The sequence below is a fragment of the Streptomyces sp. NPDC015661 genome (assembly GCF_043077765.1).
Lineage (GTDB): Bacteria > Actinomycetota > Actinomycetes > Streptomycetales > Streptomycetaceae > Streptomyces.
Genome location: NZ_JBIBST010000010.1, coordinates 64,567 through 86,406, shown reverse-complemented (window position 1 = coordinate 86,406; position 21,840 = coordinate 64,567). Strand labels below are relative to the sequence as shown.

18 protein-coding genes and 1 pseudogene are annotated in these 21,840 nt (G+C 72.7%); 8 read left to right on the top strand and 11 right to left on the bottom strand.

Features of this window, described 5'->3' with window-relative positions; translation table 11 throughout:
- Positions 1 to 102: 102 nt before the first annotated feature.
- The gene (locus ACF07V_RS26525) at positions 103 to 726 is read left to right on the top strand and encodes a hypothetical protein (RefSeq protein WP_392157770.1); all 624 of its coding nucleotides are present in this window, start codon (positions 103 to 105) and stop codon (positions 724 to 726) included.
- Here ACF07V_RS26525 and ACF07V_RS26520 read toward each other — a convergent pair.
- Positions 723 to 3,161, bottom strand: coding sequence for a PQQ-binding-like beta-propeller repeat protein (locus ACF07V_RS26520; protein ID WP_392157769.1), 2,439 nt, complete (start codon positions 3,159 to 3,161; stop codon positions 723 to 725). The two genes, ACF07V_RS26525 and ACF07V_RS26520, sit on opposite strands and share 4 nt — an antisense overlap.
- Positions 3,162 to 3,343: 182 nt before the next feature.
- Positions 3,344 to 4,183 (bottom strand): VOC family protein, encoded by an 840-nt coding sequence (locus ACF07V_RS26515; protein WP_392157768.1) that lies wholly within the window; start codon positions 4,181 to 4,183, stop codon positions 3,344 to 3,346.
- A 285-nt stretch (positions 4,184 to 4,468) separates the two neighbouring features.
- Here ACF07V_RS26515 and ACF07V_RS26510 point away from each other — a divergent pair, with 285 nt between their 5' ends.
- Positions 4,469 to 5,116: a TetR family transcriptional regulator gene (locus ACF07V_RS26510; RefSeq protein WP_041129739.1), complete on the top strand. Its 648-nt coding sequence runs from the start codon at positions 4,469 to 4,471 to the stop codon at positions 5,114 to 5,116.
- Positions 5,117 to 5,412: 296 nt separating this feature from the next.
- Here the strand turns inward: ACF07V_RS26510 and ACF07V_RS26505 are convergent, their stop codons facing one another.
- A complete protein-coding gene (locus tag ACF07V_RS26505; protein ID WP_392157767.1) occupies positions 5,413 to 5,883 on the bottom strand; it encodes a nitroreductase family deazaflavin-dependent oxidoreductase in 471 nt (156 codons plus the stop codon).
- Positions 5,884 to 7,053 carry an acyl-CoA dehydrogenase family protein gene (locus ACF07V_RS26500; protein ID WP_392157765.1) on the bottom strand — a complete coding sequence of 390 codons (1,170 nt, stop codon included), beginning with the start codon at positions 7,051 to 7,053 and terminating at the stop codon, positions 5,884 to 5,886.
- A 106-nt stretch (positions 7,054 to 7,159) separates the two neighbouring features.
- Here ACF07V_RS26500 and ACF07V_RS26495 point away from each other — a divergent pair, with 106 nt between their 5' ends.
- From ACF07V_RS26495 to ACF07V_RS26485, 3 genes are all read left to right on the top strand, one after another.
- Positions 7,160 to 8,323 carry an acetyl-CoA acetyltransferase gene (locus ACF07V_RS26495; RefSeq protein ID WP_392157764.1) on the top strand — a complete coding sequence of 388 codons (1,164 nt, stop codon included), beginning with the start codon at positions 7,160 to 7,162 and terminating at the stop codon, positions 8,321 to 8,323.
- 110 nt (positions 8,324 to 8,433) lie between these two features.
- The gene (locus ACF07V_RS26490; protein WP_392157762.1) at positions 8,434 to 9,723 is read left to right on the top strand and encodes an FAD-dependent monooxygenase; all 1,290 of its coding nucleotides are present in this window, start codon (positions 8,434 to 8,436) and stop codon (positions 9,721 to 9,723) included.
- Positions 9,720 to 10,376, top strand: a complete 657-nt coding sequence (locus ACF07V_RS26485; protein ID WP_392157761.1) for a pyridoxal 5'-phosphate synthase — start codon at positions 9,720 to 9,722, stop codon at positions 10,374 to 10,376. The genes ACF07V_RS26490 and ACF07V_RS26485 overlap by 4 nt, the downstream gene beginning before the upstream one ends.
- A 3-nt stretch (positions 10,377 to 10,379) precedes the next feature.
- On the opposite strand, the gene ACF07V_RS26480 is transcribed toward ACF07V_RS26485, so the two are convergent.
- The gene (locus ACF07V_RS26480; RefSeq protein WP_392157760.1) at positions 10,380 to 12,260 is read right to left on the bottom strand and encodes an AMP-dependent synthetase/ligase; all 1,881 of its coding nucleotides are present in this window, start codon (positions 12,258 to 12,260) and stop codon (positions 10,380 to 10,382) included.
- 117 nt (positions 12,261 to 12,377) lie between these two features.
- Positions 12,378 to 12,957 (bottom strand): annotated as a pseudogene (locus tag ACF07V_RS26475) (TetR/AcrR family transcriptional regulator).
- A gap of 179 nt (positions 12,958 to 13,136) precedes the next feature.
- Between ACF07V_RS26475 and ACF07V_RS26470 the strand changes: the two are divergent.
- Positions 13,137 to 16,370 carry a tetratricopeptide repeat protein gene (locus ACF07V_RS26470; RefSeq protein ID WP_392157758.1) on the top strand — a complete coding sequence of 1,078 codons (3,234 nt, stop codon included), beginning with the start codon at positions 13,137 to 13,139 and terminating at the stop codon, positions 16,368 to 16,370.
- Between the two features lie 176 nt (positions 16,371 to 16,546).
- On the opposite strand, the gene ACF07V_RS26465 is transcribed toward ACF07V_RS26470, so the two are convergent.
- Both ACF07V_RS26465 and ACF07V_RS26460 read right to left on the bottom strand, forming a co-directional pair.
- Complete coding sequence (locus ACF07V_RS26465; RefSeq protein ID WP_392157756.1) at positions 16,547 to 17,884, bottom strand: dicarboxylate/amino acid:cation symporter; 1,338 nt, start codon at positions 17,882 to 17,884, stop codon at positions 16,547 to 16,549.
- A 358-nt stretch (positions 17,885 to 18,242) separates the two neighbouring features.
- Entirely contained in the window at positions 18,243 to 18,509 is a 267-nt protein-coding gene (locus ACF07V_RS26460; RefSeq protein WP_392157754.1) for a DUF4229 domain-containing protein, read from the bottom strand.
- 135 nt (positions 18,510 to 18,644) lie between these two features.
- Between ACF07V_RS26460 and ACF07V_RS26455 the strand changes: the two genes are divergently transcribed.
- Positions 18,645 to 19,178, top strand: a complete 534-nt coding sequence (locus ACF07V_RS26455; protein ID WP_392157752.1) for a GNAT family N-acetyltransferase — start codon at positions 18,645 to 18,647, stop codon at positions 19,176 to 19,178.
- Positions 19,179 to 19,234: 56 nt separating this feature from the next.
- Here the strand turns inward: ACF07V_RS26455 and mqnE are convergent, their stop codons facing one another.
- Both mqnE and ACF07V_RS26445 read right to left on the bottom strand, forming a co-directional pair.
- The gene (gene mqnE, locus ACF07V_RS26450; protein WP_392157750.1) at positions 19,235 to 20,398 is read right to left on the bottom strand and encodes an aminofutalosine synthase MqnE; all 1,164 of its coding nucleotides are present in this window, start codon (positions 20,396 to 20,398) and stop codon (positions 19,235 to 19,237) included.
- A 48-nt stretch (positions 20,399 to 20,446) separates the two neighbouring features.
- Positions 20,447 to 20,902 carry an Lrp/AsnC family transcriptional regulator gene (locus tag ACF07V_RS26445; protein ID WP_017241016.1) on the bottom strand — a complete coding sequence of 152 codons (456 nt, stop codon included), beginning with the start codon at positions 20,900 to 20,902 and terminating at the stop codon, positions 20,447 to 20,449.
- A gap of 112 nt (positions 20,903 to 21,014) precedes the next feature.
- On the opposite strand from ACF07V_RS26445, the gene ACF07V_RS26440 reads away from it, so the two are divergent.
- Positions 21,015 to 21,152, top strand: a complete 138-nt coding sequence (locus tag ACF07V_RS26440; RefSeq protein ID WP_181924608.1) for a hypothetical protein — start codon at positions 21,015 to 21,017, stop codon at positions 21,150 to 21,152.
- On the opposite strand, the gene ACF07V_RS26435 is transcribed toward ACF07V_RS26440, so the two are convergent.
- The gene (locus tag ACF07V_RS26435) at positions 21,149 to 21,823 is read right to left on the bottom strand and encodes a UbiX family flavin prenyltransferase (protein ID WP_392157748.1); all 675 of its coding nucleotides are present in this window, start codon (positions 21,821 to 21,823) and stop codon (positions 21,149 to 21,151) included. The genes ACF07V_RS26440 and ACF07V_RS26435 overlap by 4 nt on opposite strands.
- Positions 21,824 to 21,840 lie beyond the last annotated feature (17 nt).

Genomic DNA, 21,840 nt, shown 5'->3' with positions numbered 1-21,840 from the left:
GTGTCCGCGCCACCCTAGCCCCGGGTTCCCGCCACGTGGCGGGGGCCCCACACCCGGCGTAGCGTCGGGAACGAGAGCGGGACCGCCGAGGAGGCCGCATCGATGATCCGCAACATCGCCGGCTCGGTCCTGGCTCTCGCCGGAGCGACGGCCGCCGTCTGGAGCCCCTTCCGTGCCTGGTACGACGGCCGTCACGGGCGCGACTACGCCATCGGGGAGCTGTTCACCGGCATCACCGACGAGAAGGCCGAGGTCCTGGGCTCGATCCTGCTGCCCTTCGCCTTCGCGGCCCTCCTCACGCTCGTCGGCGTGGTACTCCGCTCCCGGCTCCTCGTCGCCCTCGCCGGGCTCGTCGTCCTCGGCTTCACGATCCTGTGGATGGTGCGGGTCGGCGAGGCGGAGGGCAGCCTCACCATCGACGCCGACGGCACCGGGCTCGGCGACGGGGTCGCGAACGCCTTCGGCGGCGGGATCCTGCTGCTCCTCGGCGCGCTCGTCATGTCGGGCCGGAGCCGTACGCACCGGGTGGACCGGGCGCCACGGCACGCCCACCCGCCCCTGGACGGTCAGCCGCCGGGGCCCTCGGCGCCTCCCACGGACCGGCCCCCGGCGGACCGGACGCCGGGTGCGTTCCCGGCGGACCCGAGCCCGTCGGAGCAGACGCTGACGTGGCCCCCGGAGGAGCCGCCCACGACGGACGGCTCCCGGGGTCCGGACAGGCCCTAGATCCGCGGCGCGCCCGCGCCCCTGCCGGTCGCCGTGCCCTTGACCGCGTCGAGGGCGTACACGCAGCGGTCCTTGCTGCAGGCGTACACGACCCCGCCCTTCGCCACCGGCGAGCCGGTGATCTCGCCGCCGGTCGCGAGCTTCCAGCGGAGCTGCCCGCCGGTCGCGTCCAGGGTGTACAGGACGTGGTCGGCCGAGCCGAAGTGCACCCGGCCGTCGGCGACGACCGGGGAGCCGACCAGCTCGCCGCCCGCCGCGAACCGCCACCGGGGGGTGCCGGTGACCGCGTCGAGCGTGTAGAGCGCGCTGCCGCTGCCGACGTGGACGTTGCCGTCGGCGACGAGCACCGGCTCGATGGACTGGCGCGGCTCGGTCGCGATCCGCCAGCGGTCCTGCCCGGTGGTCGCGTCCAGCGCGTACACCGTGCCGAGGTGGTCCGAGAGGTACACCCCGCCGCCCGTGACGGCCGGTCCCGGCGCGAACGTGGGCGGGGAGAGGAAGACCGCCGGCGCCTCGAAGTGCCAGCGGACGTGACCGGCGGCGATGTCGATGGACAGGACCCGGGTCCCGGCGGAGACGTACACGCAGCCGTCCTCGGCCGGGGCCACCCGGACCGGCACGTTGCCGCAGGAGGCGGCGTCGCCGATCGGGTACGACCAGCGCTCCACGCCCGTGCGGGCGTCGAGGGCCTGGAGTCGGGCGTCCCGCCACACGTACACGGTGTCGCCGTGCACGGCGGGCCCCGCCTCCGGGGTCTCGAAGTCGGTCTGGGCGCCGGTGAGCTCCCACAGCTTGGCGCCGTTGGACGCCTCCCAGCCCTGGACCCCGCCGCCGCGGGTACCGGTCACGACGGTGCCCCGGTCGACCTGGAGCGAGTACACCCAGGCGTCCGTGTGCAGCCGCCAGCGCTCGCCACCGTCGGCGGCGTCCAGGGCGTACAGGGTGGGGCCGTCCGAGGCGTGGATACGGCCCGAGGCGACCGCCATCGACCAGGCGACGTCCCGGGTCTTGAACTGGCGCCGGCCGCTCCCCGTGTCCAGGGCGTGCACCTCGAAGGAGGTCACGTACAGCAGGTCGCCGTCCACGACCGGGGTGCCCCAGACGTCGTTCGACATCCGGAAGCGCCACGGCCGCCAGGGGCCGGGCTCCGGCGGGGGCTGCGGCGCCGCCTGGTCGGCGCCCTGCGCGGGCACGGACACCGGGCGGGAGCCGTGCTGCGGGGCGTGCTCGGCCCCGTGCGGGCCGCCGCCGGGCGGGCGGATCCAGCCGGTCGCCGGGCCCGCGTCGGCGCCCCGGCCGACGGCGAGCGCCGCCCGGGTGTCGGCGACCCGGGGGCCGGGGCCGATCGGCACGGTCGCGCCGCCGAGGCGCACGGGACCGCCCGCGCTCTCGGCGGGACCGGCGTGCCGGCCGCCGACGGCCGCGTGGTCCGGGGCGTGCTCCGGCCGCTCGGGCGCGCGGTCCGGGAAGCGGGGGTCGGAGCGGGGGCCCGGCGGGTCCGCCGGGGGCCGGGGCGGCGCGGTCGGGCCGGGCAGCGACCTGCCGCCGCCGCGGCGCCGCTCGATCATGGCGGTGGCGCTCAGCGGCAGCCAGGCGGAGGCGGTGCCGCTGTCGTCGCTGCCCGGACCGAAGAGGTGCGGGGCGAGCTGCGCCTGGAGGTCGGCCGGGGTGGGCCGGCGGGTGACGTCCATCTGCATGCAGGAGTCGATGAGGGGCCGCAGCTCGTCCGGGAGGCCCTCCAGGTCCGGGCCCTCGCGGAGCAGCATGAAGACGGTCTCGACCGGGTTGGCGCCGTGGAAGGGCGCGTGCCCGGTGGCGGCGAAGACCAGCATCGAGCCCAGCGAGAAGACGTCGCTGGCGCCGGTGACGCTGCGCGAGTCGCGGGCCTGCTCGGGCGACATGTAGGCCGGGGTGCCGACGGCGACGTTGGTCATGGTCAGGCGCGTGTTGGAGACGCCCGACGCGATGCCGAAGTCGATCACCCGGGGGCCGTCCTCGACGACGAGGACGTTGGAGGGCTTGAGGTCGCGGTGGACCAGGCCCGCGCCGTGGATGGACTGCAGGGCCTCGGCGACGCCCGCGGCGAGCCAGCGGACGGCCTGGGCCGGGAGCGGCCCGCACTCGTTCACTATCTCTTCGAGGGAGGGCGCCGGGACGTAGGCGGTGGCCAGCCAGGGCACGGCGGCGCGCGGGTCGGCGTCGACGACGGCGGCCGTGTAGAAGCCGGAGACCGCCCGGGCGGCCTCCACCTCCCGGGTGAAGCGGACCCGGAACAGCTGGTCCTCCGCGAGCTCCGTGCGCACGGTCTTGATCGCCACGCGCCGGCCCGAGGCCGAGCGCGCGAGATAGACCAGGCCCATTCCGCCCGCGCCGAGCCGGCCCAGCACCTCGAAGGGCCCGATACGTCTCGGGTCGTGCTGCGTCAGCTGTTCCACTTGCCTGCCACCTCCCCGTACGGGCCATGAGGGTACGGCCCCGTGGCCCCTGATTCTTCCTGTCCGAGGGCCCGGTTGCGAACCCGGGGGCGGATCGGGGTGTCACAGGTCATAAGCACCGGGCAGCGCAGGCCCGGACGGATCGGTCCGTAGCGGACGGTTTCGGTTCCGGCTTCGGCTCGCTACAGTTCCGGCTTCGGTTCCGGCTCCGGCTTCGGTTCCGGCTCCGGCTTCGGTTCCGGCTCCGGCTTCGGTTCCGCGAGGACGGCGAAGCGGGCGCCCTGGTTGTCGTGGAGGACGGCGATGCGGCCGTGCGGGGTGTCGAAGGCCGGGGTGGCGATCCGGCCGCCGAGCCGGACCGTGGTCTCGCAGGCCTCGTCGCAGTCGGCGACGGCGAAGTAGACGAGGACGTGGCCGGGCATCTCCGCGGGGAACTCTTCGGTGATGACGGCCCGCCCGCCGAAGGCGCTGTCGTCGCCGGGCCGGGAGCCGGGGGGCGACCAGACGCGGTAGTCGAAGCCGCTGTCCCGGCCCTCCTCCTCGGCGTCGGCCTGGCGGCCGAGGTAGCCGAAGACCTTGGCGTAGAAGGTGTCGACGGCCTCCGGACGGCGGGTGTAGACCTCCATCCAGCAGAAGGCGCCGGGCTCGTTCGTGACCTCGAAGCCGTCGTCGTCGCCCTCCTGGCGGATGCCGAAGACCGCACCGCCGGGGTCGGCGGCGAGGGCGTACACGCCGAAGGGGCCGACGGGGTAGGGGTCCATGACCATCTGCCCGCCGGCGGCCGTGATCCGGGCGGCGAGGGTGCCCGCGTTGTCGGTGGCGAGGTAGAGGGTCCAGGTGGTGGGCATGCGCCCGTCGCGCTTGGGGACGAGCCCGGCGACCCGTCGGCCGTCGAGGAGGGCCTCGTCGCGCGAGGGGTCGAAGGTCCAGCCGAAGAGCTCGCCGTAGAAGCGCTTGCCCGCTTCGAGGTCGGGGAGCTGTGCGTCCACCCAGGAGGGGGTGCCCTCAGTACGTACGGCCATGTCCCCACGCTAGGACGGCGGGGGCGGTCCCGCACGCCCCGACATGCGAACAAAGAGGCGATTTATCGGGACGGAACCCTTGCGGTGGCGGGGTTGTCCACCGAAGTTGTCCACAGCCTGTTCATAAGCCTATTCGGGTACGGGGGTCTCGCAGCCGGCTCCGAAGTGGCTCGAACCCGCCCCCGCGCTCCCGCGCCGGACCCGTGCCGACCTCGTGGAACGGGCGTGCACCCCATTTGCAGTCGGCCGAATCGCGCGCCGACCCCCCCTCGGTAAGCTGACGGCATGACAGGACAAGTACGCACCGTCGACGGCCGCGTGGCCGGACGACGCGGTCAGGCGACGCGGCAGAAGCTGCTCGACTGCCTCGGTGAGATGCTCAGCTCCTCGCCCTACCGGGACGTCAAGGTCATCGATGTGGCCCGGAAGGCGGGTACTTCACCCGCGACGTTCTATCAGTACTTCCCGGACGTCGAGGGAGCGGTCCTCGAGATCGCGGAGGAAATGGCCAAGGAGGGCGCCGCGTTGACCGAGCTGGTCTCCGGCCGCTCCTGGGTCGGCAAGGCCGGCTGGCAGACCTCGGAGGAACTCGTCGAGGGCTTCCTGGACTTCTGGCGGAAGCACGACGCGATCCTGCGGGTCGTGGACCTCGGCGCCGCCGAGGGCGACAAGCGGTTCTACAAGATCCGCATGAAGATCCTGAACTCGGTCACCAACTCCCTCACGGACGCGGTGAAGGAGCTCCAGGCCAAGGGCAAGGTCGACAAGGACGTCAGCCCCGCCGCGATGGCCGGCTCCCTGGTGGCGATGCTGGCCTCGGTCGCCGGTCACCAGAAGGGCTTCCAGACCTGGGGCGTGAAGCAGGCCGAACTCAAGCCGAACCTCGCCCTGTTGGTACACCTGGGCATCACCGGCAAGAAGCCGACCAGATAGCCCGAGACCTCTCTCCTTCACCCGTCCTGTCGCCGACGCCGACGGCGGGCCCGCTCCCCCGAACCGTAGCGGGACCACCGTCGGCGTCGCCGTGTCCGGGGCCGGACGCCCGGCTCCGAGCCGGACGCCTGCCTCCGGGCCGGACGCCCGTCTCCGAGCCGGACGCCCGTCTCCGGGCCGGACGCCGTCTCCGGGCCGGCGCTCGCCTCGGGCCCTGGCGCTCGCCTCGGGCCCTGGCGCTCGCCTCGGGTCCTGGCGCCCGTCTCCGGGCCTGGCGCCCGTCTCCACGCCGCCGCTCATCTCCGCGTCAGCCGGAAGAGCCGGATCTCGCGCTCGATCCGCGCCTGGTACGTGGCGTACGGCGGCCAGAACTCGAGGGCCGCCTTCCAGGCCGCCGCCCGTTCCTCGCCGGTGAGCAGCTCCGCCCGTACGGGCACGTCCTCGCCCCGCCAGTTGACCTCGACGTCCGGATGGGCGAGCAGGTTCGCGGTCCAGGCCGGGTGGCCCGGGCGGCCGAAGTTGGAGCCGATCAGGAGCCAGCGGCCGTCGCCCTCCGGCATGCAGGCGAGCGGGGTGACCCGCGGCTGCCCGCTCTTCGCGCCCCGGGCGGTGAGGATCACCCCGGGCAGCATCCGTGCGCTGAGCAGCACCTTTCCCCCGGTCAGCCGGTGCACGGCCCGGTCCATGGCGGGGATGAGGTGCGGGGCGACCTTGGCGAAGGTCCTGGTCGAGGACACCTTCTGCACGAACTTCCGTCCGGCGGGCATCTACGCCGCCTCCTCTCCGAAGATTCCGGTCCGTTCCGCGGCGCGGGCGCGCAGCCGCCGGGCGGGGCCGAAGAGCAGTTCGTCGGAGGCGGCCCTCCGGAAGCAGAGGTGCGCCTCGCCCTCCCAGGCGTGGGACTCGTCGGCCGTGGCGCGCAGGGCCTCCAGGGCGTGGGCGAGGGCGAGCGGCCCGCCGTCGGGTCCTGGGCCGGGTTCGCGGGCCGCGCAGTACGTCAGCGCGCGGGCCGCCTCGACCTGGACGTACAGGTCGGCGAGGCGGTGTCTGGCCGCGTGCGCCCGGGGGCCGAGGTGCCCGACCGCACGGTCGAGGGCGGCCCCGGCGGCGCCGACGGCCTCGGCGGCGAGCATCACGGCGGCGGCGCGGCCGGTGGCGGCGAGGGCGCCGAGGACGTCGGCGGGTTCCTCACCGAGGAGTTCGGCTTCGGTGTCCCGGAACTGGACGGTGGCCCGGGTCCGGGTGACGTCGAGGGCGGGCTCCCGGGTCCGTACGAGCCCGGGGGCGTCCGCGGGCACGAGGAAGAGGAGGGTCCGGCTGCGGGCGAAGCCGCCGGCGTGGGCGGCGACGAGGAGCAGTCCGGCGCTGTGTCCGTCGATGACCTGGGCGGCCTCGCCGTAGAGGCGCCAGCCGCCGCCGTCCGTGGCGCGCGCGGCCTGGATGCCGCCGGCCCGGCCGCCGCCGGACCAGTCCCCGGCGGTGTTGTCGCCGGTGAGGCCGAGGGCGAGGGCGAGGGCGGTGGGAACGGCGAGGGCGCAGGTCAGGCCGCCCGCGGCGATCCGCGGGAGGAGTTCGGCGCGCTGGGCGGGGGTGCCGAGGGCGGCGAGGAGCGGGGCGGCGAGGACGGTGGTGGCGAGCAGCGGGGTGGGGGCGAGGGCGCGGCCGGTCTCCTCGCAGGCGAGGGCGAGTTCGGCGGGGCCACGGCCGGCGCCTCCGTACTCCTCGGGGAGGGCGAGTCCGGCGAGGCCGGGGGTGGCGGACAGATGGGCCCAGAGCGCGGTGTCGTACCCCTCGGGGGTGGCGGTGGCGGCGCGGTTCGCGGGCGGTCCGGCCCGTTCGGCGAGCAGCTCGCGCAGGGTGCGGCGGATCTCCTGCTGCTCCTGGGTGAGCGGGACGGTGAGCGGTTCCGCCGGCGGGGCGGATGGCGAGGTGTCCATGGAGCTCCCTCCGTATCTGACGGTGCGTCATGCTAGGGCGGTGCGGGGCCGGTTGCCCAGAGAAGCGCCGGTCCCGATTCAGAGAATCTGATGTACCGTCAGATTCATGCCCACCACCACACGCAGCTCCCGCCGCGTCGCCGTCGTCGGCGTCTCCCTCTCCGACTGCGGCCGGGTCGACGAGGCCACCCCCTACGCCCTGCACGCCCAGGCAGCCCGGCGCGCCCTCGCGGACAGCGGGCTCGACCGCTCCCTGATCGACGGCCTGGCCTCCGCGGGCCTCGGCACGCTCGCCCCGGTCGAGGTCGCCGAGTACCTGGGCCTGCGCCCCCGCTGGGTGGACTCGACCGCCGTCGGCGGCGCCACCTGGGAGGTCATGGCCGCGCACGCCGCCGACGCGATCGCCGCCGGCCACGCGAACGCGGTCCTGCTCGTGTACGGCTCCACCGCCCGCGCCGACATCCGGGCCCGGCGCCGCACCGCGAACCTCTCCTTCGGTTCGCGCGGCCCGCTCCAGTTCGAGGTCCCGTACGGGCACACCCTGATCGCCAAGTACGCGATGGCCGCCCGCCGCCACATGCACGAGTACGGCACGACGCTGGAGCAGCTCGCGGAGGTGGCGGTCCGGGCGCGGGCGAACGCGGCACTCAACCCGGAGGCGATGTTCCGCGAGCCGATCACCGTCGACGACGTCCTGGACGGGCCGATGATCGCGGACCCGTTCACCAAGCTGCACTGCTGCATCCGCAGCGACGGCGGCTGCGCGGTGCTGCTCGTGGCCGAGGAGTACGTCCAGGACTGCCGTACGGCCCCGGTCTGGGTGCTCGGGACGGGTGAGCACGTCTCGCACACCACGATGTCCGAGTGGGAGGACTTCACGGTCTCCCCCGCGGCGGTCAGCGGCCGGCTCGCCTTCGAGCGGGCGGGCGTGCGGCCCGCCGACATCGACGTCGCCGAGATCTACGACGCCTTCACCTACATGACCCTGGTGACGCTGGAGGACCTGGGTTTCTGCGCGAAGGGCGAGGGCGGGGCGTTCGTCCAGGAGAAGGACAGCCTTCCGGTGAACACGGACGGCGGCGGGCTCTCGGCCTGCCATCCGGGAATGCGGGGGCTGTTCCTGCTGGTGGAGGCGGTGCGCCAACTGCGCGGGGAGGCACCGGGACTTCAGGTCCGGCGGCCGGACGGTTCCCTGCCGGAGCTGGCGGTGGCCTCGGGGACGGGGGGCTGGTTCTGCTCCTCGGGGACGGTGGTCCTGGGCCGCGGCTGACCCCCGGCGAAGAATCTATACAAGCGTCATAGACAACCGTGTAGGACATCCGTATAGTCATGTCCGCGGGCAGGGGAACGGCCCGCAGACACCCGACAAGGAGTCCTGCCATGACGCACAACGCCACGACCGGCACCGCCAAGACCGCCAAGACCGTCCTGATTTCCGGCGCCTCGATCGCCGGCCCCGCCCTCGCCCTCTGGCTGCACCGCTACGGCTTCGCCCCCACCGTCGTCGAGCGCGCCCCCGAACTGCGCACCGGCGGCTACAAGGTGGACATCCGCGGCACCGCGATCGAGGTCTGCCGCCGGATGGGGATCCTCGACGAGATCCGCGCCAAGTCCACCGACATGCGCGGCGGTTCGTACGTCGACGGCGCCGGCCGCACCATCGGCGAGCTGCCCGCCGACATCTTCGGCGGCCGCGTCGAGGAGGACGACGAGATCATGCGCGGCGAGCTCGCCCGCATCCTGTACGACCGGACCCGCGAGGACGTCGAGTACGTCTTCGGCGACTCGATCGCCGAAATCGCAGACGACCCTGCGGACGCCGACGGCGTCACCGTCACCTTCGAGTCCGGCACCGTCCGCCGCTTCGACCTGGTCGTCGGCGCCGACGGCCTCCACTCGAACACCCGGAAGCTCGCCTTCGGCCCGGAGGAGCGGTTCAAGCGCCACCTCGGCGCGTACATCTCCATCTTCACCGCCCCCAACCACCTGGGCCTGGACCGCTGGGAGACCTACCACGCCCTCCCCGGGAAGCTGGTCTGCGTCTACAGCTCGTCCGGCGAGACCGACGCCAAGAACCTCTTCATCTTCTCCTCGCCCGAGGAACTCACCCACGACCACCGGGACGTCACCGCCCAGAAGCGCGCCCTCACCGACCGCTTCACGGGTGACGGCTGGGAGATCCCCCGGCTCCTCGGACACGCCGCCGAGGCCGACGACTTCTACCTCGACTCCATGTCCCTCGTCGAGATGGACAGCTGGTCCCGCGGCCGCGTCGTCCTCCTCGGCGACGCCGCCCACTGCTCCTCCCCCGCCTCGGGCCAGGGCACCGGCCTCGCCCTCATCGGCGCCTACGTCCTGGCGGGCGAACTGGCCCGCGCCGGCGGCGACCACACCGTGGCCTTCGCCCGCTACGAGCAGCACATGCGGCCGGGCGTCGAGCAGAACCAGAAGATGGCCGAGGGCTTCGTCAAGGAGATGACCGTCGGCTCGAAGTGGAAGATCGCCCTGCGCATGTTCATGGTCCGGACCCTGCCGAAGACCCCCTGGAAGAACCTCATCGCGAAGAAGATCCGCGACGGCATCCAGTCCGCGGCCAACGCGGTCCCGCTGGTCGACTACACGGCACCGGCCGCCGCCGGCACCACCGCACGCCCTACCGTGACCGCATGACCGACTTCCACCACGCCCTCCGCTCCCTCCGGGTCTGGGACACCGAACTGCCGTCCTTCGACCCGGCGAGCGCCCCGCCCGAGCCGCTCCCCCTCTTCCACGACTGGTTCACGGCGGCGGTCGCGGCCGGCCAGACCGAGCCGCACACCCTCTCCCTGGCCACCGCGGACGAGGACGGCAGGCCCGACGTCCGTACGGTGATGCTGCACGACGCCGACGCCCGCGGCTGGCACTTCGCCTCGCACGCCGGCAGCGCCAAGGGCCGCCAGCTCGCCGCCCGCCCCGAGGCCGCGCTCGGCTTCTACTGGCCGGTCCAGGCCCGCCAGGTCCGGATCCGGGGCCACGTCACCACCGGCACCCCCGAGGAGGCGTACGAGGACCTCCACGCCCGCACCACCGGCGCCCTCGCCGCGGCGCTCGTGGGCCGGCAGAGCGAGGTCCTCGACTCCCCCGGAACCCTCGCCGAGGCGAGCGAGGCGGCCTGGCGCCGGGCCGAGGCGGAGCCGGACGCGCCCGCCCCCAGCTGGACCCTGTACGTGGTCGAACCGGCCGAGGTCGAGTTCTTCCAGGGGGACGCCCGCCGCCGCCACGTCCGCCTCCGCTACCGCCGCACGGCGGACGGGGACTGGACCCGCGAACTCCTCTGGCCGTGAGCCCTATTCGGCCCCCGTCCCGTACATCTCCTCGATGTCCCGGGCGAAGTCCCGCAGCACCGCTCGCCGTTTGAGCTTCAGGGAGGGCGTCAGATGTCCGGAGGTCTCCGAGAACTCGGTGGTCAGGACCCGGAAGCCGCGGATCGACTCGGCCCGCGAGACCAGCCGGTTGGCGTCGTCCACCCCCCGCTGGAGCGCGGCGAGCAGCTCCGGGTCCCGGGCCAGCTCCCAGAGCGCCAGATGGTCCTTGCGCCGCATCCGCCGCCAGTGCGTCAGGCCCTCGTGGTCCAGGGTGATCAGGGCCGTGACGTACGGGCGGTCGTCGCCGATCACCATGCACTGGGCGACCAGCGGATGGGCGCGCAGCCAGTCCTCCAGCGGGGCCGGGGCCACGTTCTTGCCGGCCGAGGTGATGAGGATGTCCTTCTTCCGCCCGGTGATCCGCAGGTAGCCGTCCTCGTCGAGCGAGCCGAGGTCCCCGGTGGGGAACCAGCCCTCGTCGGTGTACGGCAGGGCCGCTCCGCGCTGTGCGTCCCAGTAGCCGGCGAAGACGTGGCCGCCCCTGAGCCAGACCTCGCCGTCGTCGGCGATCCGGACTGCGGTGCCGGGCAGCGGCCAGCCGACGGTCCCCGTGCGCGGCCGGCGCGGCGGGGTGACCGTCGAGGCGGCGGTGGTCTCCGTCAGGCCGTACCCCTCGAAGACCTCGACGCCGGCGCCCGCGAAGAACTCGGCGAGCGGGGCGCCGAGCGGGGAGCCGCCGCAGATCACGTACTTCACCCGGCCGCCGAGCGCGTTGCGGATGCGCCGGTAGACGAGCGGGTCGTAGAGCGCCCGCGCGGCCCGCAGGGAGAGCGGGGGCGAGGCCTGCTGCCCGTACCGGCGGGCGATCCTCGCGGCCCGGTCGAAGGCGGCGGCCTTCCCGCCGCGTTCGGCGGTGGCGCGGGCCTTGTTGAAGACCTTCTCCAGGACGTACGGGATGGCGAGGAGGAAGGTGGGCCGGAAGCCGGCGAGGTCGGTGAGGAGTTCCTCGCCCTCGACGGAGGGCGCGTGCCCGACACGGACGCGGGCGCGGACGCAGCCGACGGCGACCATCCGGCCGAAGACGTGGGAGAGCGGCAGGAAGAGGAGGGTGGCGGCCGGCTCCTTGCTCTCCGAGACGAAGACGGGGTGGAGGAGCCGGACGGCGTTGTCGACCTCGGCGAAGAAGTTGGCGTGGGTGAGGGCGCAGCCCTTGGGCCGGCCGGTGGTGCCGGAGGTGTAGATGAGGGTGGCGAGGGTCTCGGGCGTGAGCAGCCCGCGCCGCGCGGTCACGGCCTCGTCGGAGACCCGCGCGCCCGCCTTCCGCAACTGCTCGACGGCGCCGGTCCCGATCACCCACAGATGGGCGAGGCCGGGCAGCTGCCGCCGCTCGGCGGAGACGAGCCGCGCCTGCTCGGCGTCCTCGACGACACAGGCCGTGGCGCCGGAGTCCTGGAGGATCCAGCGGGTCTGGAAGGCGGAGGAGGTGGGGTAGACGGGGACGGTGACGAGTCCGGCGGCCCAGGCGGCGAAGTCGATCAGGGTCCACTCGTAGGTGGTGCGGGCCATGAGGGCGAGCCGGTCGCCGGGGCGCAGGCCGTGGGCGATGAGGCCCTTGGCGACGGAGTGCACCTCGGCGGCGAACCGGGCGGCGGTGACGTCGTACCACTCCCCTTCGGCGTCCTTCCGGGAGAAGAGGACGGCCTCGGGTTCCTGCCGGGCGTTGTCGTAGGGCAGGTCGGCGAGCGATCCGCGGGCGACCCGGGGCACGAGGGCGGGGACGGAGACCTCCCGGACCCGTCCGTCCACCAGGACCTTGTGCGGCTCGACGGGCTCGGTCCCGGCTGCGGCGGTGACGACGGACACGGGCGGCTCCTCGGTCTGCGCGATGAACTGAGGTCGTGCGTCGGTGCGTTGAGCCCTGCGGTGCCTTGACTGCCTTGACTGCCTTGACTAGCCGGTAACCTTACTGTGGGGTAAGCCTCAACGGGGAGACCAGCGCTCGCCTTTCATGAGGTTTCCGAGCCCGGCCCAGGCGAAGTTCATCAGCGTCACGGCGGCTTCCTTCGCCGTCACCCCGGGGGTCTCGTTCGCCCAGCCGGCCAAGGACTCGGCCGCCCCCACCAGGGCCTGCGCCAGCGCGTCGGCGTCCCGCGCCGTGACACCCGCCTCCCCCGCGGCCTCCCCGATCAGCCCGGCCACGAAGCCCACGATCCCGTCCCGCATCCGCGCCACCTCCCCGGCGAACGGCTCCCCTGTGCGTCCGCGCCTGCCGGCTCAGCACCACCCACGCGTCCGGGTGCTCGGCGGCGTACGTGAAGAAGGCCAGCAGCCCCGCCCGGAGCCGCTGGTCGGGCGGCGCCTCCGGCCCGTCGACCCCGGCGGCCACGGCCGCGAGCAGCGCCCCGGCCTCCCGCCGGATGACGGAGGTGAACAGCTCCTCCTTGGACCCGACGTACAGATGGACCAAGGGCTTGGAGACCCCGGCGAGTTCGGCGATCCCGTCCATGGACGCCGCCTGACACCCCTGCCGCGCGAAGCACCGCACGGCCGCGTCCACCATCTGCCGTTCCCGCACCACCCGCGGCAGACGCCGCGCCCTCGCCCCACCGGCCACGGCGTCCAACCTTCCCCAGTACTCCCTCCGCAGGCCTGCAAAGCTCCTAGACTCGGCCGGGATCGCAGCGACGAAGCGGATACGGGGGCACGCCACATGCAGGTCCGGATCACGAGCGGTGAGGCATGACACCGGCCCGCACCTCCCGCGCGGTCCTGTTCGGCGTCCACGCCTACCGGCACCTCGCCGCCCTGGACGGGGTACGGCACAACGCCCCCGCCTTACGCTCCCTGCTCGTCGCGGACGACCTCGGCGGCCTCGACCCGGCCCACTGCGTCACCGTCCCGCCCGACAGCACCGCCGCCGGCTTCCTCGACGCCGTACAGGACGCGGCCGACGAGGCGGACGACCTGCTCCTCGTCTACTACGCCGGACACGGCCACGTCGGGCGCGACGACAAGCAGTTACTGCTCTCCACCCGGGAGTCCCGGAAGGCGCGGCCCTTCCATTCGGTCCCGTACGACGAGGTGCGCGCGATCGTGGCCGCCTCCCGGGCCCAGCGCAAGATCGTGATCGTCGACTCCTGCTTCAGCGGCGGCGCCCTCCACATGGCCGTCAACCCGGCCTCGATCGAAGGGGACTTCGAGATCGAGGGCGCCTGCGTCCTCACCTCGGCCGCCCAGACCGAACGCTCCCTCTGCCTCACCGACGGCAGCGTCTTCACCCTCGAACTGCTCGCCGTCCTCGCGGGCGGCCTCCCCGCCGTCCTGCCCGACGGCCGGCGCGGCGACCAGCAGCCCGCCCTCACCATGGCCGATCTGTACGACACCCTGTGCGCCCGGCTCGACGGCCGCGTCATCGACGGCCACACGATCCCGAAGCCGCGCATGAGCACCCGCGACAACGGCCACCGCATCCGCCTCGCGGCGAACCGCTCCTTCGGCACGCCGGTCCCCGCGCTCCAGCCCGGCCGCGGAGCCGCCCTGGACCGGCCGGGCGAGATGGGCCCGGGCCGCCCCCGCACCGCATCGGCCTTCGCGCCCCGCACCCAGCTCGCCCCCACCAAGTACTTCACCGGCCGCACGGAGGAGGTCGCCCAGCTGGAGGCTATGGCGGCGGCCGCCCCCGCCGTCTGCCTGATCCACGGCCGCGGCGGCCTGGGCAAGTCCGAACTCCTCCGGACCGTCGCCGCCCGCGTCTCCGAGCGCTTCCCCGGCGGCTGCCTGGAGATCGACCTGCGCGGCTGGACGCCGGGCGAGACGCCCCGCAGCCCCGACGCCGTGATCGCCGAACAGCTCCTCCACCTCGGGCACGCGGCCCAGGACATCCCGTCCGACCCCGTCGCACGCGCCGAGTCCTGGCGCCTGTCCCTGGAGCGGAAGGCCGTCCTCCTCATCCTGGACAACGCCCGCGACGCCGCCCAGCTCGCCCCGCTCCTCCCCGGAGCCGGCTCGCAGAGCCTCGTCCTGGTCTCCAGCCGCTCGGCGCTCACCGACCTGACCTGGGACTGGAGCCGCGAGCTCAAGCCCCTGAGCAAGGCCGAATGCGCCGACGCCTGGCACCGGATGGGCGTCCCCGAATCCACCACCGGACTCGGCGAGATCGCCGACCGCGTCCACGGCAGCCCCCTCGCCGTCCGCGCCCTCAGCACCCGCCTGCGCCGCGGAGCCCCGCCCGAGGCCGTGCTCGCCTCCCTCGCCGACTCCTCCCCGTACCGCGCGTTCCCCGACATCGACGCCGCCGAACGAGCCGCCTTCACCAGCGCCTACGACGCCCTCGACCCGGAGCTGCGCACCCTCGTCCGCCACGCGGCGGTGCACCCGGGCCCGGACTTCGGCGCGGACTCGCTCGCCGCCATGAGCGGCCTCCCGGAGCACGTGACGCAGCTGCGCCTCACCGAGATCGAGCAGCTCCTCACCCACCGCGAGGGCCGCTACGGCTTCCACGACCTGAGCCTGGGATACGCGAGGGAGCGCGCGGCCCAGGACGCCCCGGACGAGGCCGAGCCGAGCCGGAACCGTCTGTACACCTCTCTCCTCGCCCGGCTGGAGCGGGAGCGGGAGGCCCTGCGCAGCAGCCCGGACGACGACGAGCCGATCCGCCGGGCCCGGCGCTGGCTGGACGGCCACGCCCAGGAGCTGAGCGCGGCGGCCCGCGCGGCGGCCGTCGGCGGCTGGGAGGACGCGCCCGCCTTCCTGCGCGCGGTCGGCCGGCTCTGCAGCCGCGAGTCCCGGGTCGTGGAGGCCCAGGGACTGTTCGACCTCCTGCTCGACGCCGCGGCGGAGGGATCGCTGGAGCACGCCCACGCGCTGACCGGACTGGGCCGGACGTACCGTCTGCAGGAGCGTCACACGGAGGCCATGGACCGCCAGCGCGAGGCCCTCGCCCTCTACGAGGTCCACGGCGCCGTCGGCGGCAGGGCCGACGCCGTCCTGGAGATCGCCACGATCGACTACCTGAGCGAGCGGAGCGACACGGCGGCCGAGGGATTCGTCCGGGCCCGTGTCCTGTACCTCGAGGACGGGAACCAGCACGGCCAGGCAGAGGCGCTGCTGCGCCTGGGCGACACCCGCCGGTACCAGCACCGGCTCGACGAGGCCGAGGAGCACTACCGGCGGGCGATGGAGCTGTACCGGACCCTCGGGAACCGCGGCGGCCAGGCCAAGGTGGGCATGGGCTACGGAAGCATCCTCCGGTACCAGCAGCAGTACGCGGAGGCCACCGGGATGTTCGAGGAGTCGTACCGCCTCTTCGACTCCCTGGGCGACCAGGGGGGCCGGGCGGACGCGCTCGCGATCCTGGCCCTGGCCCGCCTGGACCAGGGCCACCTGACCGAGGCGCTCGCCAACGCCCAGGAGGCCCTCGACATCTACACGGCCCTCGGCGACCTCCGCGGCCAGGGGATCGGGCTGAGCGGCCTGGCCCACGTCAGCCGGGCGCAGGACCGGCCGGAGGAGGCCCTGCGCTTCCACACGCGGTCGCACCGGATCCACCGCGAGATCGGTGACCGCCGGGGACAGGCGATCGAGCTCCTCGGCATGGCCTATGTCCACCTGGGCAACAAGGACTTCGACGCGGCGGGCACGGCCCTGCACGAGTCCCTGGGTCTGTGGCGGGACATCGACGACCCGGGCGGCGAAGGGGACGCGCTGTGCGGTCTGGCGCGGCTCGAACTCGACCTCGGGCTGCACGCGGAGGCGGCGGCCACCTGCCGGGAGGCGCTGGTCCGCTACGAGACCATGGGGACCCGGCTCAACCAGGCGTACGCCCTGGCCCTCCTGGCCGCCGTCGCCGTCGAGGAACCCGGCCAGGGCGACCCCGCCGAGCTGTACCGGTCCGCGGCCGACATCTACGGCGAGGTCGGCAAGGAGGAGAGCGCGGAGTGGTGCCGCCACCGCATCGCCGAGCTCGGGCCCTGACGCGCGGGGGCCCCTGCTGTGCAGGTACCCCTGACACGCGGGCGCCCCGGACGCACGAGTACCCCTGACACGCGGGCGCCCCGGACGCACGAGTGCCCCTGACACGCGGGCGCCCCGGACGCACAGGTGCCCCGGACCGGGGAGGTCCGGGGCACCGAGGCACTGCGCGGGGAGGGTCAGGCGGCAGCCGTGACCGCGACCTTCTCGTCCTTCTCGCCGATCGCGGCCAGGTCGTCGATCGGGGAGGCCGAGGCGTTCTCGTACGCGGTGTGGTCGAGGATCTTCTCGCGGGCGGAGACGACCACCGGGACCAGGGCCTGGCCCGCCACGTTCGTGGCCGTGCGCATCATGTCGAGGATCGGGTCGATCGCCATGAGGAGGCCGACGCCCTCCAGGGGGAGGCCCAGGGTGGAGAGGGTCAGGGTGAGCATTACCGTCGCGCCGGTGAGACCGGCGGTGGCCGCCGAGCCGATGACGGAGACGAAGGCGATCAGCAGGTAGTCGCCGATGCCGAGCTGCACGTCGAAGATCTGCGCGATGAAGATCGCGGCGAGCGCCGGGTAGATCGCGGCGCAGCCGTCCATCTTGGTGGTGGCGCCGAACGGGACGGCGAAGGAGGCGTACTCCTTCGGGACGCCGAGGCGCTCGGTGACCTTCTGGGTGACCGGCATGGTGCCGACCGAGGAGCGGGAGACGAAGGCCAGCTGGATGGCCGGCCAGGCGCCCTTGAAGAAGTGGAGCGGGTTGACCTTGGCGACCGTGGCGAGCAGCGTCGGGTAGACGACGAAGAGGACCAGGGCGCAGCCGACGTAGATGTCGGCGGTGAAGGTGGCGTACTTGCCGATCAGGTCCCAGCCGTAGTCGGCGATGGCGAAGCCGATGAGGCCGACGGTGCCGAGCGGGGCGAGGCGGATGACCCACCACAGGGCCTTCTGGAGGAGCTCCAGGACCGACTCGGAGAGGGTGAGGATCGGCTTGGCGCGGTCGCCGAGCTTGAGGGCGGCGATGCCGGCGACGGCGGCCATGAAGACGATCTGAAGGACGTTCAGCTCGGTGAAGGGCGTGATGACGTCCGTCGGGATGATGCCGGTGAGGAAGTCGATCCAGGAGCCCTCGCGCTTGGGCAGCTTGCCGTCCTGCGGGGTGAGGCCGGTGCCGGCGCCCGGGTTGGTGATCAGGCCGATGGCGAGGCCGATGCCGACCGCGATCAGCGAGGTGATCATGAACCAGAGGAGGGTGCGGGTGGCGAGCCGGGCGGCGTTGTTCACCTTCCGCAGGTTGGTGATCGAGACCAGGATCGCGAAGAAGACGAGCGGCGCGACGGCCAGCTTGAGCAGCTGGACGAAGATGTCGCCGATCTGGCCGAGGGTCTCCTTCAGCCAGGAGACGTCCTGGCTGCGGGCGACCCAGCCGAGCAGGGCGCCCAGGGCCAGACCGGCGATGATCTGGGCCCAGAAGGGGACCTTGGGTATCCGGGACGGCTTGGACTCGGTCGCGGAAGCGGACGAGGACACGGGCACACTCCACAGGTGCGTATCGGGTGAATACGGGACGGGGGTGCGGCACGCACGCGCTCGGGCGCGGGCCGCTGCATGATGCCGGATCAGAAGGCGCGGCAACAGACCGCGGACATACAGCGGCAGAGATCGACGTGCAGGCGCGCCACGAGCGGGGTGCTCGCGGCGTGAGAGGTGCGCACTGCTGTCTTCATGGCGAACACGTTAACACTTGAACTTTGAGAACCTCAAAGCCATTCTTTGAGACCCGGAGAGGCCCATCCGCCTCTGAAACGCAGAACACCCCAGGCCGGAGCCTTGGAAGGCTCTGCCCGGGGTGGATGTCTGTGAGGAAGCTTACGCAGCCCTTATACGACTACAGCGCGTCCTCCTGGGACCGGTTCGCGTCGAGGCGGCCCTTCGCGCGGTCGACCTTCGCCACGATCTCGGCGCTCGCCTCGTCCCGCACCCTGCGCAGGAGGACGAAGCTCAGCGGGGCGGAGACGACGATGGAGAGGACGAGGACCCAGAGGAGGTTCGAGTCGCCCAGGCCGCGCGGCAGCACGCCGGCGTAGACGAGACCCCACAGGGCGAGGAAGCACCCGGCGAAGATCCCGAGCCGCATCAGCGTGTAGCGGAGCATGTCAGTCCACTCTTCCGTTCCGAAAGATCCCAAAGTTCCCATGAGGGACGAGCGCCCTCCAGTGAAGCACGCGGCGGCGCACGGTCCGGGACCGGGCCTCTTGAGCACCCCAGAAGTAATAAGTACGCTACCCCTATGACCCTTACCTTCGAGGTGGACCCGGCAGTCGACCCGGCCCTGCGCGACGGCGTGCTCTCCCTCTGGGCCGACGTCTCCAACGCGGGCGGCGCCGTCGGCTTCGTACCCCCCGTGACCCCCGACGAGATACGCCCCGCGCTGCTCAAGCACCTCGTCGCGATGACCGAGGGCGGCACGCGCCTGCTCGTCGGCCGGGACGAGGAGGGGAGGGTCGCCGCCACCGCCTTCTTCACCTTCAACAAGCACCGCCTGATGACCCACTGGGTGTGGCTCTACACCGTGATGGTCCACCCCCGGTACCAGGGCAAGGGGTACGGCCGCGACCTCATGGCGGCGGTCGAGCACACCGCCCGTACCGCCGAGGGCTTCGAGGCGGTCGAGGCGATCCGGCTGACCTGCCGCGGCGGCACCGGGGTCGACGGCTTCTACGCCAAGTCCGGCTACAAGGAGGTCGGCCGCGTCCCCGACGCGATCCGGGTCGCACCCGGGGACGACCGCGACGACATCATCATGCTGCTGCCGCTGACGTGAGCGGCGGACGCGAAAGGGCCGGCGGGTGATCCCGCCGGCCCTTCCTCGTGATCGCGTCAGAACCGCATCGACTGCGGCGACTCGCGCCGGTCCGCGTCCGGGCCCGGGTACTCGCGGATGATCTCGTACCGCGTGTTCCGCTCGACCGGCCGGAAGCCCGCGTCACGGATCAGTTCGAGCAGGTCCTCACGGCCCAGCTTGTTCGGCGTGCCGTAGTTGTCGGCGTCGTGCGTGATCTTGTACTCGACGACCGAGCCGTCCATGTCGTCGGCGCCGTGCTGGAGCGCCAGCTGCGCCGTCTGGACGCCGTGCATGACCCAGAAGACCTTGACGTGCGGCACGTTGTCGAAGAGGAGCCGGGAGACCGCGAAGGTCTTCAGGGCCTCGGCGCCGGTCGCCATCGTGGTGCGCGCCTGGAGCTTGTTGCGGACCTTGCCGTCCTGCATGTCGACGAAGTCGTGCTGGTAGCGCAGCGGGATGAAGACCTGGAAGCCGCCGGTCTCGTCCTGGAGCTCACGGAGCCGCAGCACGTGGTCCACGCGGTGGCGCGGCTCCTCGATGTGCCCGTAGAGCATGGTCGAGGGGGTCTTGAGCCCCTTCTCGTGGGCGAGCCGGTGGATCCGGGACCAGTCCTCCCAGTGGGTCTTGTGGTCCACGATGTGCTGCCGGACCTCCCAGTCGAAGATCTCGGCGCCGCCGCCGGTCAGCGACTCCAGGCCGGCCTCGATCAGCTCGTCGAGGATCTCGGAGGCGGAGAGGCCGGAGATCGTCTCGAAGTGGTGGATCTCGGTGGCCGTGAACGCCTTGAGGGAGACGTTCGGCAGGGCCTTCTTGAGCTCGGAGAGGGAGCGCGGGTAGTAGCGCCAGGGCAGGTTGGGGTGCAGCCCGTTGACGATGTGGAGCTCGGTGAGGTTCTCGTTCTCCATCGCCTTCGCGAGGCGCACGGCCTCCTCGATGCGCATGGTGTACGCGTCCTTCTCGCCCGGCTTGCGCTGGAAGGAGCAGTAGGCGCAGGAGGCGGTGCAGACGTTGGTCATGTTCAGATGCCGGTTGACATTGAAGTGGACCACGTCGCCGTTCTTGCGGGTCCGGACCTCGTGGGCCAGACCGCCGAGCCAGGCGAGGTCGTCGGACTCGTACAGGGCGATGCCGTCCTCACGGCTCAGCCGCTCACCGTCCCGGACCTTCTGCTCCAGCTCACGCTTGAGCCCCGCGTCCATACGGCCGCCTCCCTTTGTCTCCGAAATCAAGCTTTGCCCACCGTACTCTCAGCCCTCCTCGGGCAGCTCTCCGACCCGGTTCTCCCACTTGGTGGAGAGCACGATCGTGGTACGGGTGCGGGAGACGCCCTTGGTGCCGGAGAGCCGGCGGATCGTCTTCTCCAGGCCGTCGACGTCGTTCGCGCGCACCTTGAGCATGAAGGAGTCGTCGCCGGCGATGAACCAGCAGTCCTCGATCTCGGCGAGGTCCTTGAGGCGGCGGGCCACGTCCTCGTGGTCGGCGGCGTCCGAGAGGGAGATGCCGATGAGGGCGGTGACGCCGAGGCCGAGCGAGGCGGCGTCGACGGTGGCGCGGTAGCCGGTGATGACTCCGGCGGCCTCGAGTCGGTTGATGCGGTCGGTGACGGAGGGGCCGGAGAGCCCGACGAGCCGGCCGAGCTCGGCGTACGAGGCACGGCCGTTCTCGCGCAGAGCCTGGATGAGCTGCCTGTCCACGGCATCCATAGGAATAGACCTTCCATTGTCCAGCGGTACAGCGAGTTTAGGTATAGAATCTAAGGCACACAGGGGCGACACCCTGTGAATCTTTCAGTGGATCAAAGACGATCTTTCAGGAGTGGTGATCACCGTGTACACGATCGAGATGGCCTACGCCCGCATGCGTGAGCTGCAGGAGCTGGCCAGCCGCTCGCGTGCCCACCAGCAGTCCGCCGCCTCGAAGCGCGCCGCGAAGAAGCACGCCAAGAAGCGCTAATCAGCCTGGAGAGCCGCACCGAGCTCTCCTTCCCACCGGCGGTACAGCTGGTGCGGCACTCCCGCCGCGTCCAGCACCCGCCCGGCGACGAAGTCCACCAGATCCTGGATGTGCGTCGCCCCCGCGTAGAACGCCGGAGAGGCGGGCAGCACCACGGCGCCCGCCTCGTCCAGCGCCACCATGTGCTTGAGCGTCTGTCCGTTCAGCGGAGTCTCCCGCACCGCGACCACCAGCGGACGCCGCTCCTTCAGCGTCACGCTCGCGACCCGCTGCAGCAGGTCCTTCGAGAGCCCGAGTGCCACTCCCGCCACCGCGGCGGTCGAGGCCGGCACCACGAGCATCCCCTTCGCCGGGTACGAGCCGGAGGACGGCCCCGCGGCCAGGTCCCCGGCAGCCCAGTACCGCACGTCGTCGAGCCGGTCCGACACGTCGAAGGTGTCCGGCTTCCCGTCCGCACCCCGCGCCAGCCAGGCCGCCAGGTCCTCGCGCCAGTGCGCGTCCCGGAAGGCGATCCCCGTCTCGTCGAGCAGCGTCAGCCGCGAGGCCCGCGACACGACGAGGTCGACACTCTCCCCCGCGTCGAGCAGCCCCCTCAGCACGGCGGCGGCGTACGGCGTACCCGACGCCCCGGAAACCCCCACGATCCAGGGGGTGCGCTTGCCGTCGTTCATGCCGTCGAGCCTATCCG

Coding starts and splice junctions, on each gene's coding strand:
- ACF07V_RS26525 (WP_392157770.1), top strand. CDS start 103: ATGATCCGCAACATCGCCGGCTCGGTCCTGGCTCTCGCCGGAGCGACG.
- ACF07V_RS26515 (WP_392157768.1), bottom strand. CDS start 4,183: ATGGCCGTACGTACTGAGGGCACCCCCTCCTGGGTGGACGCACAGCTC.
- ACF07V_RS26510 (WP_041129739.1), top strand. CDS start 4,469: ATGACAGGACAAGTACGCACCGTCGACGGCCGCGTGGCCGGACGACGC.
- ACF07V_RS26505 (WP_392157767.1), bottom strand. CDS start 5,883: ATGCCCGCCGGACGGAAGTTCGTGCAGAAGGTGTCCTCGACCAGGACC.
- ACF07V_RS26500 (WP_392157765.1), bottom strand. CDS start 7,053: ATGGACACCTCGCCATCCGCCCCGCCGGCGGAACCGCTCACCGTCCCG.
- ACF07V_RS26495 (WP_392157764.1), top strand. CDS start 7,160: ATGCCCACCACCACACGCAGCTCCCGCCGCGTCGCCGTCGTCGGCGTC.
- ACF07V_RS26490 (WP_392157762.1), top strand. CDS start 8,434: ATGACGCACAACGCCACGACCGGCACCGCCAAGACCGCCAAGACCGTC.
- ACF07V_RS26485 (WP_392157761.1), top strand. CDS start 9,720: ATGACCGACTTCCACCACGCCCTCCGCTCCCTCCGGGTCTGGGACACC.
- ACF07V_RS26470 (WP_392157758.1), top strand. CDS start 13,137: ATGACACCGGCCCGCACCTCCCGCGCGGTCCTGTTCGGCGTCCACGCC.
- ACF07V_RS26460 (WP_392157754.1), bottom strand. CDS start 18,509: ATGCTCCGCTACACGCTGATGCGGCTCGGGATCTTCGCCGGGTGCTTC.
- ACF07V_RS26455 (WP_392157752.1), top strand. CDS start 18,645: ATGACCCTTACCTTCGAGGTGGACCCGGCAGTCGACCCGGCCCTGCGC.
- mqnE (WP_392157750.1), bottom strand. CDS start 20,398: ATGGACGCGGGGCTCAAGCGTGAGCTGGAGCAGAAGGTCCGGGACGGT.
- ACF07V_RS26445 (WP_017241016.1), bottom strand. CDS start 20,902: ATGGATGCCGTGGACAGGCAGCTCATCCAGGCTCTGCGCGAGAACGGC.
- ACF07V_RS26435 (WP_392157748.1), bottom strand. CDS start 21,823: ATGAACGACGGCAAGCGCACCCCCTGGATCGTGGGGGTTTCCGGGGCG.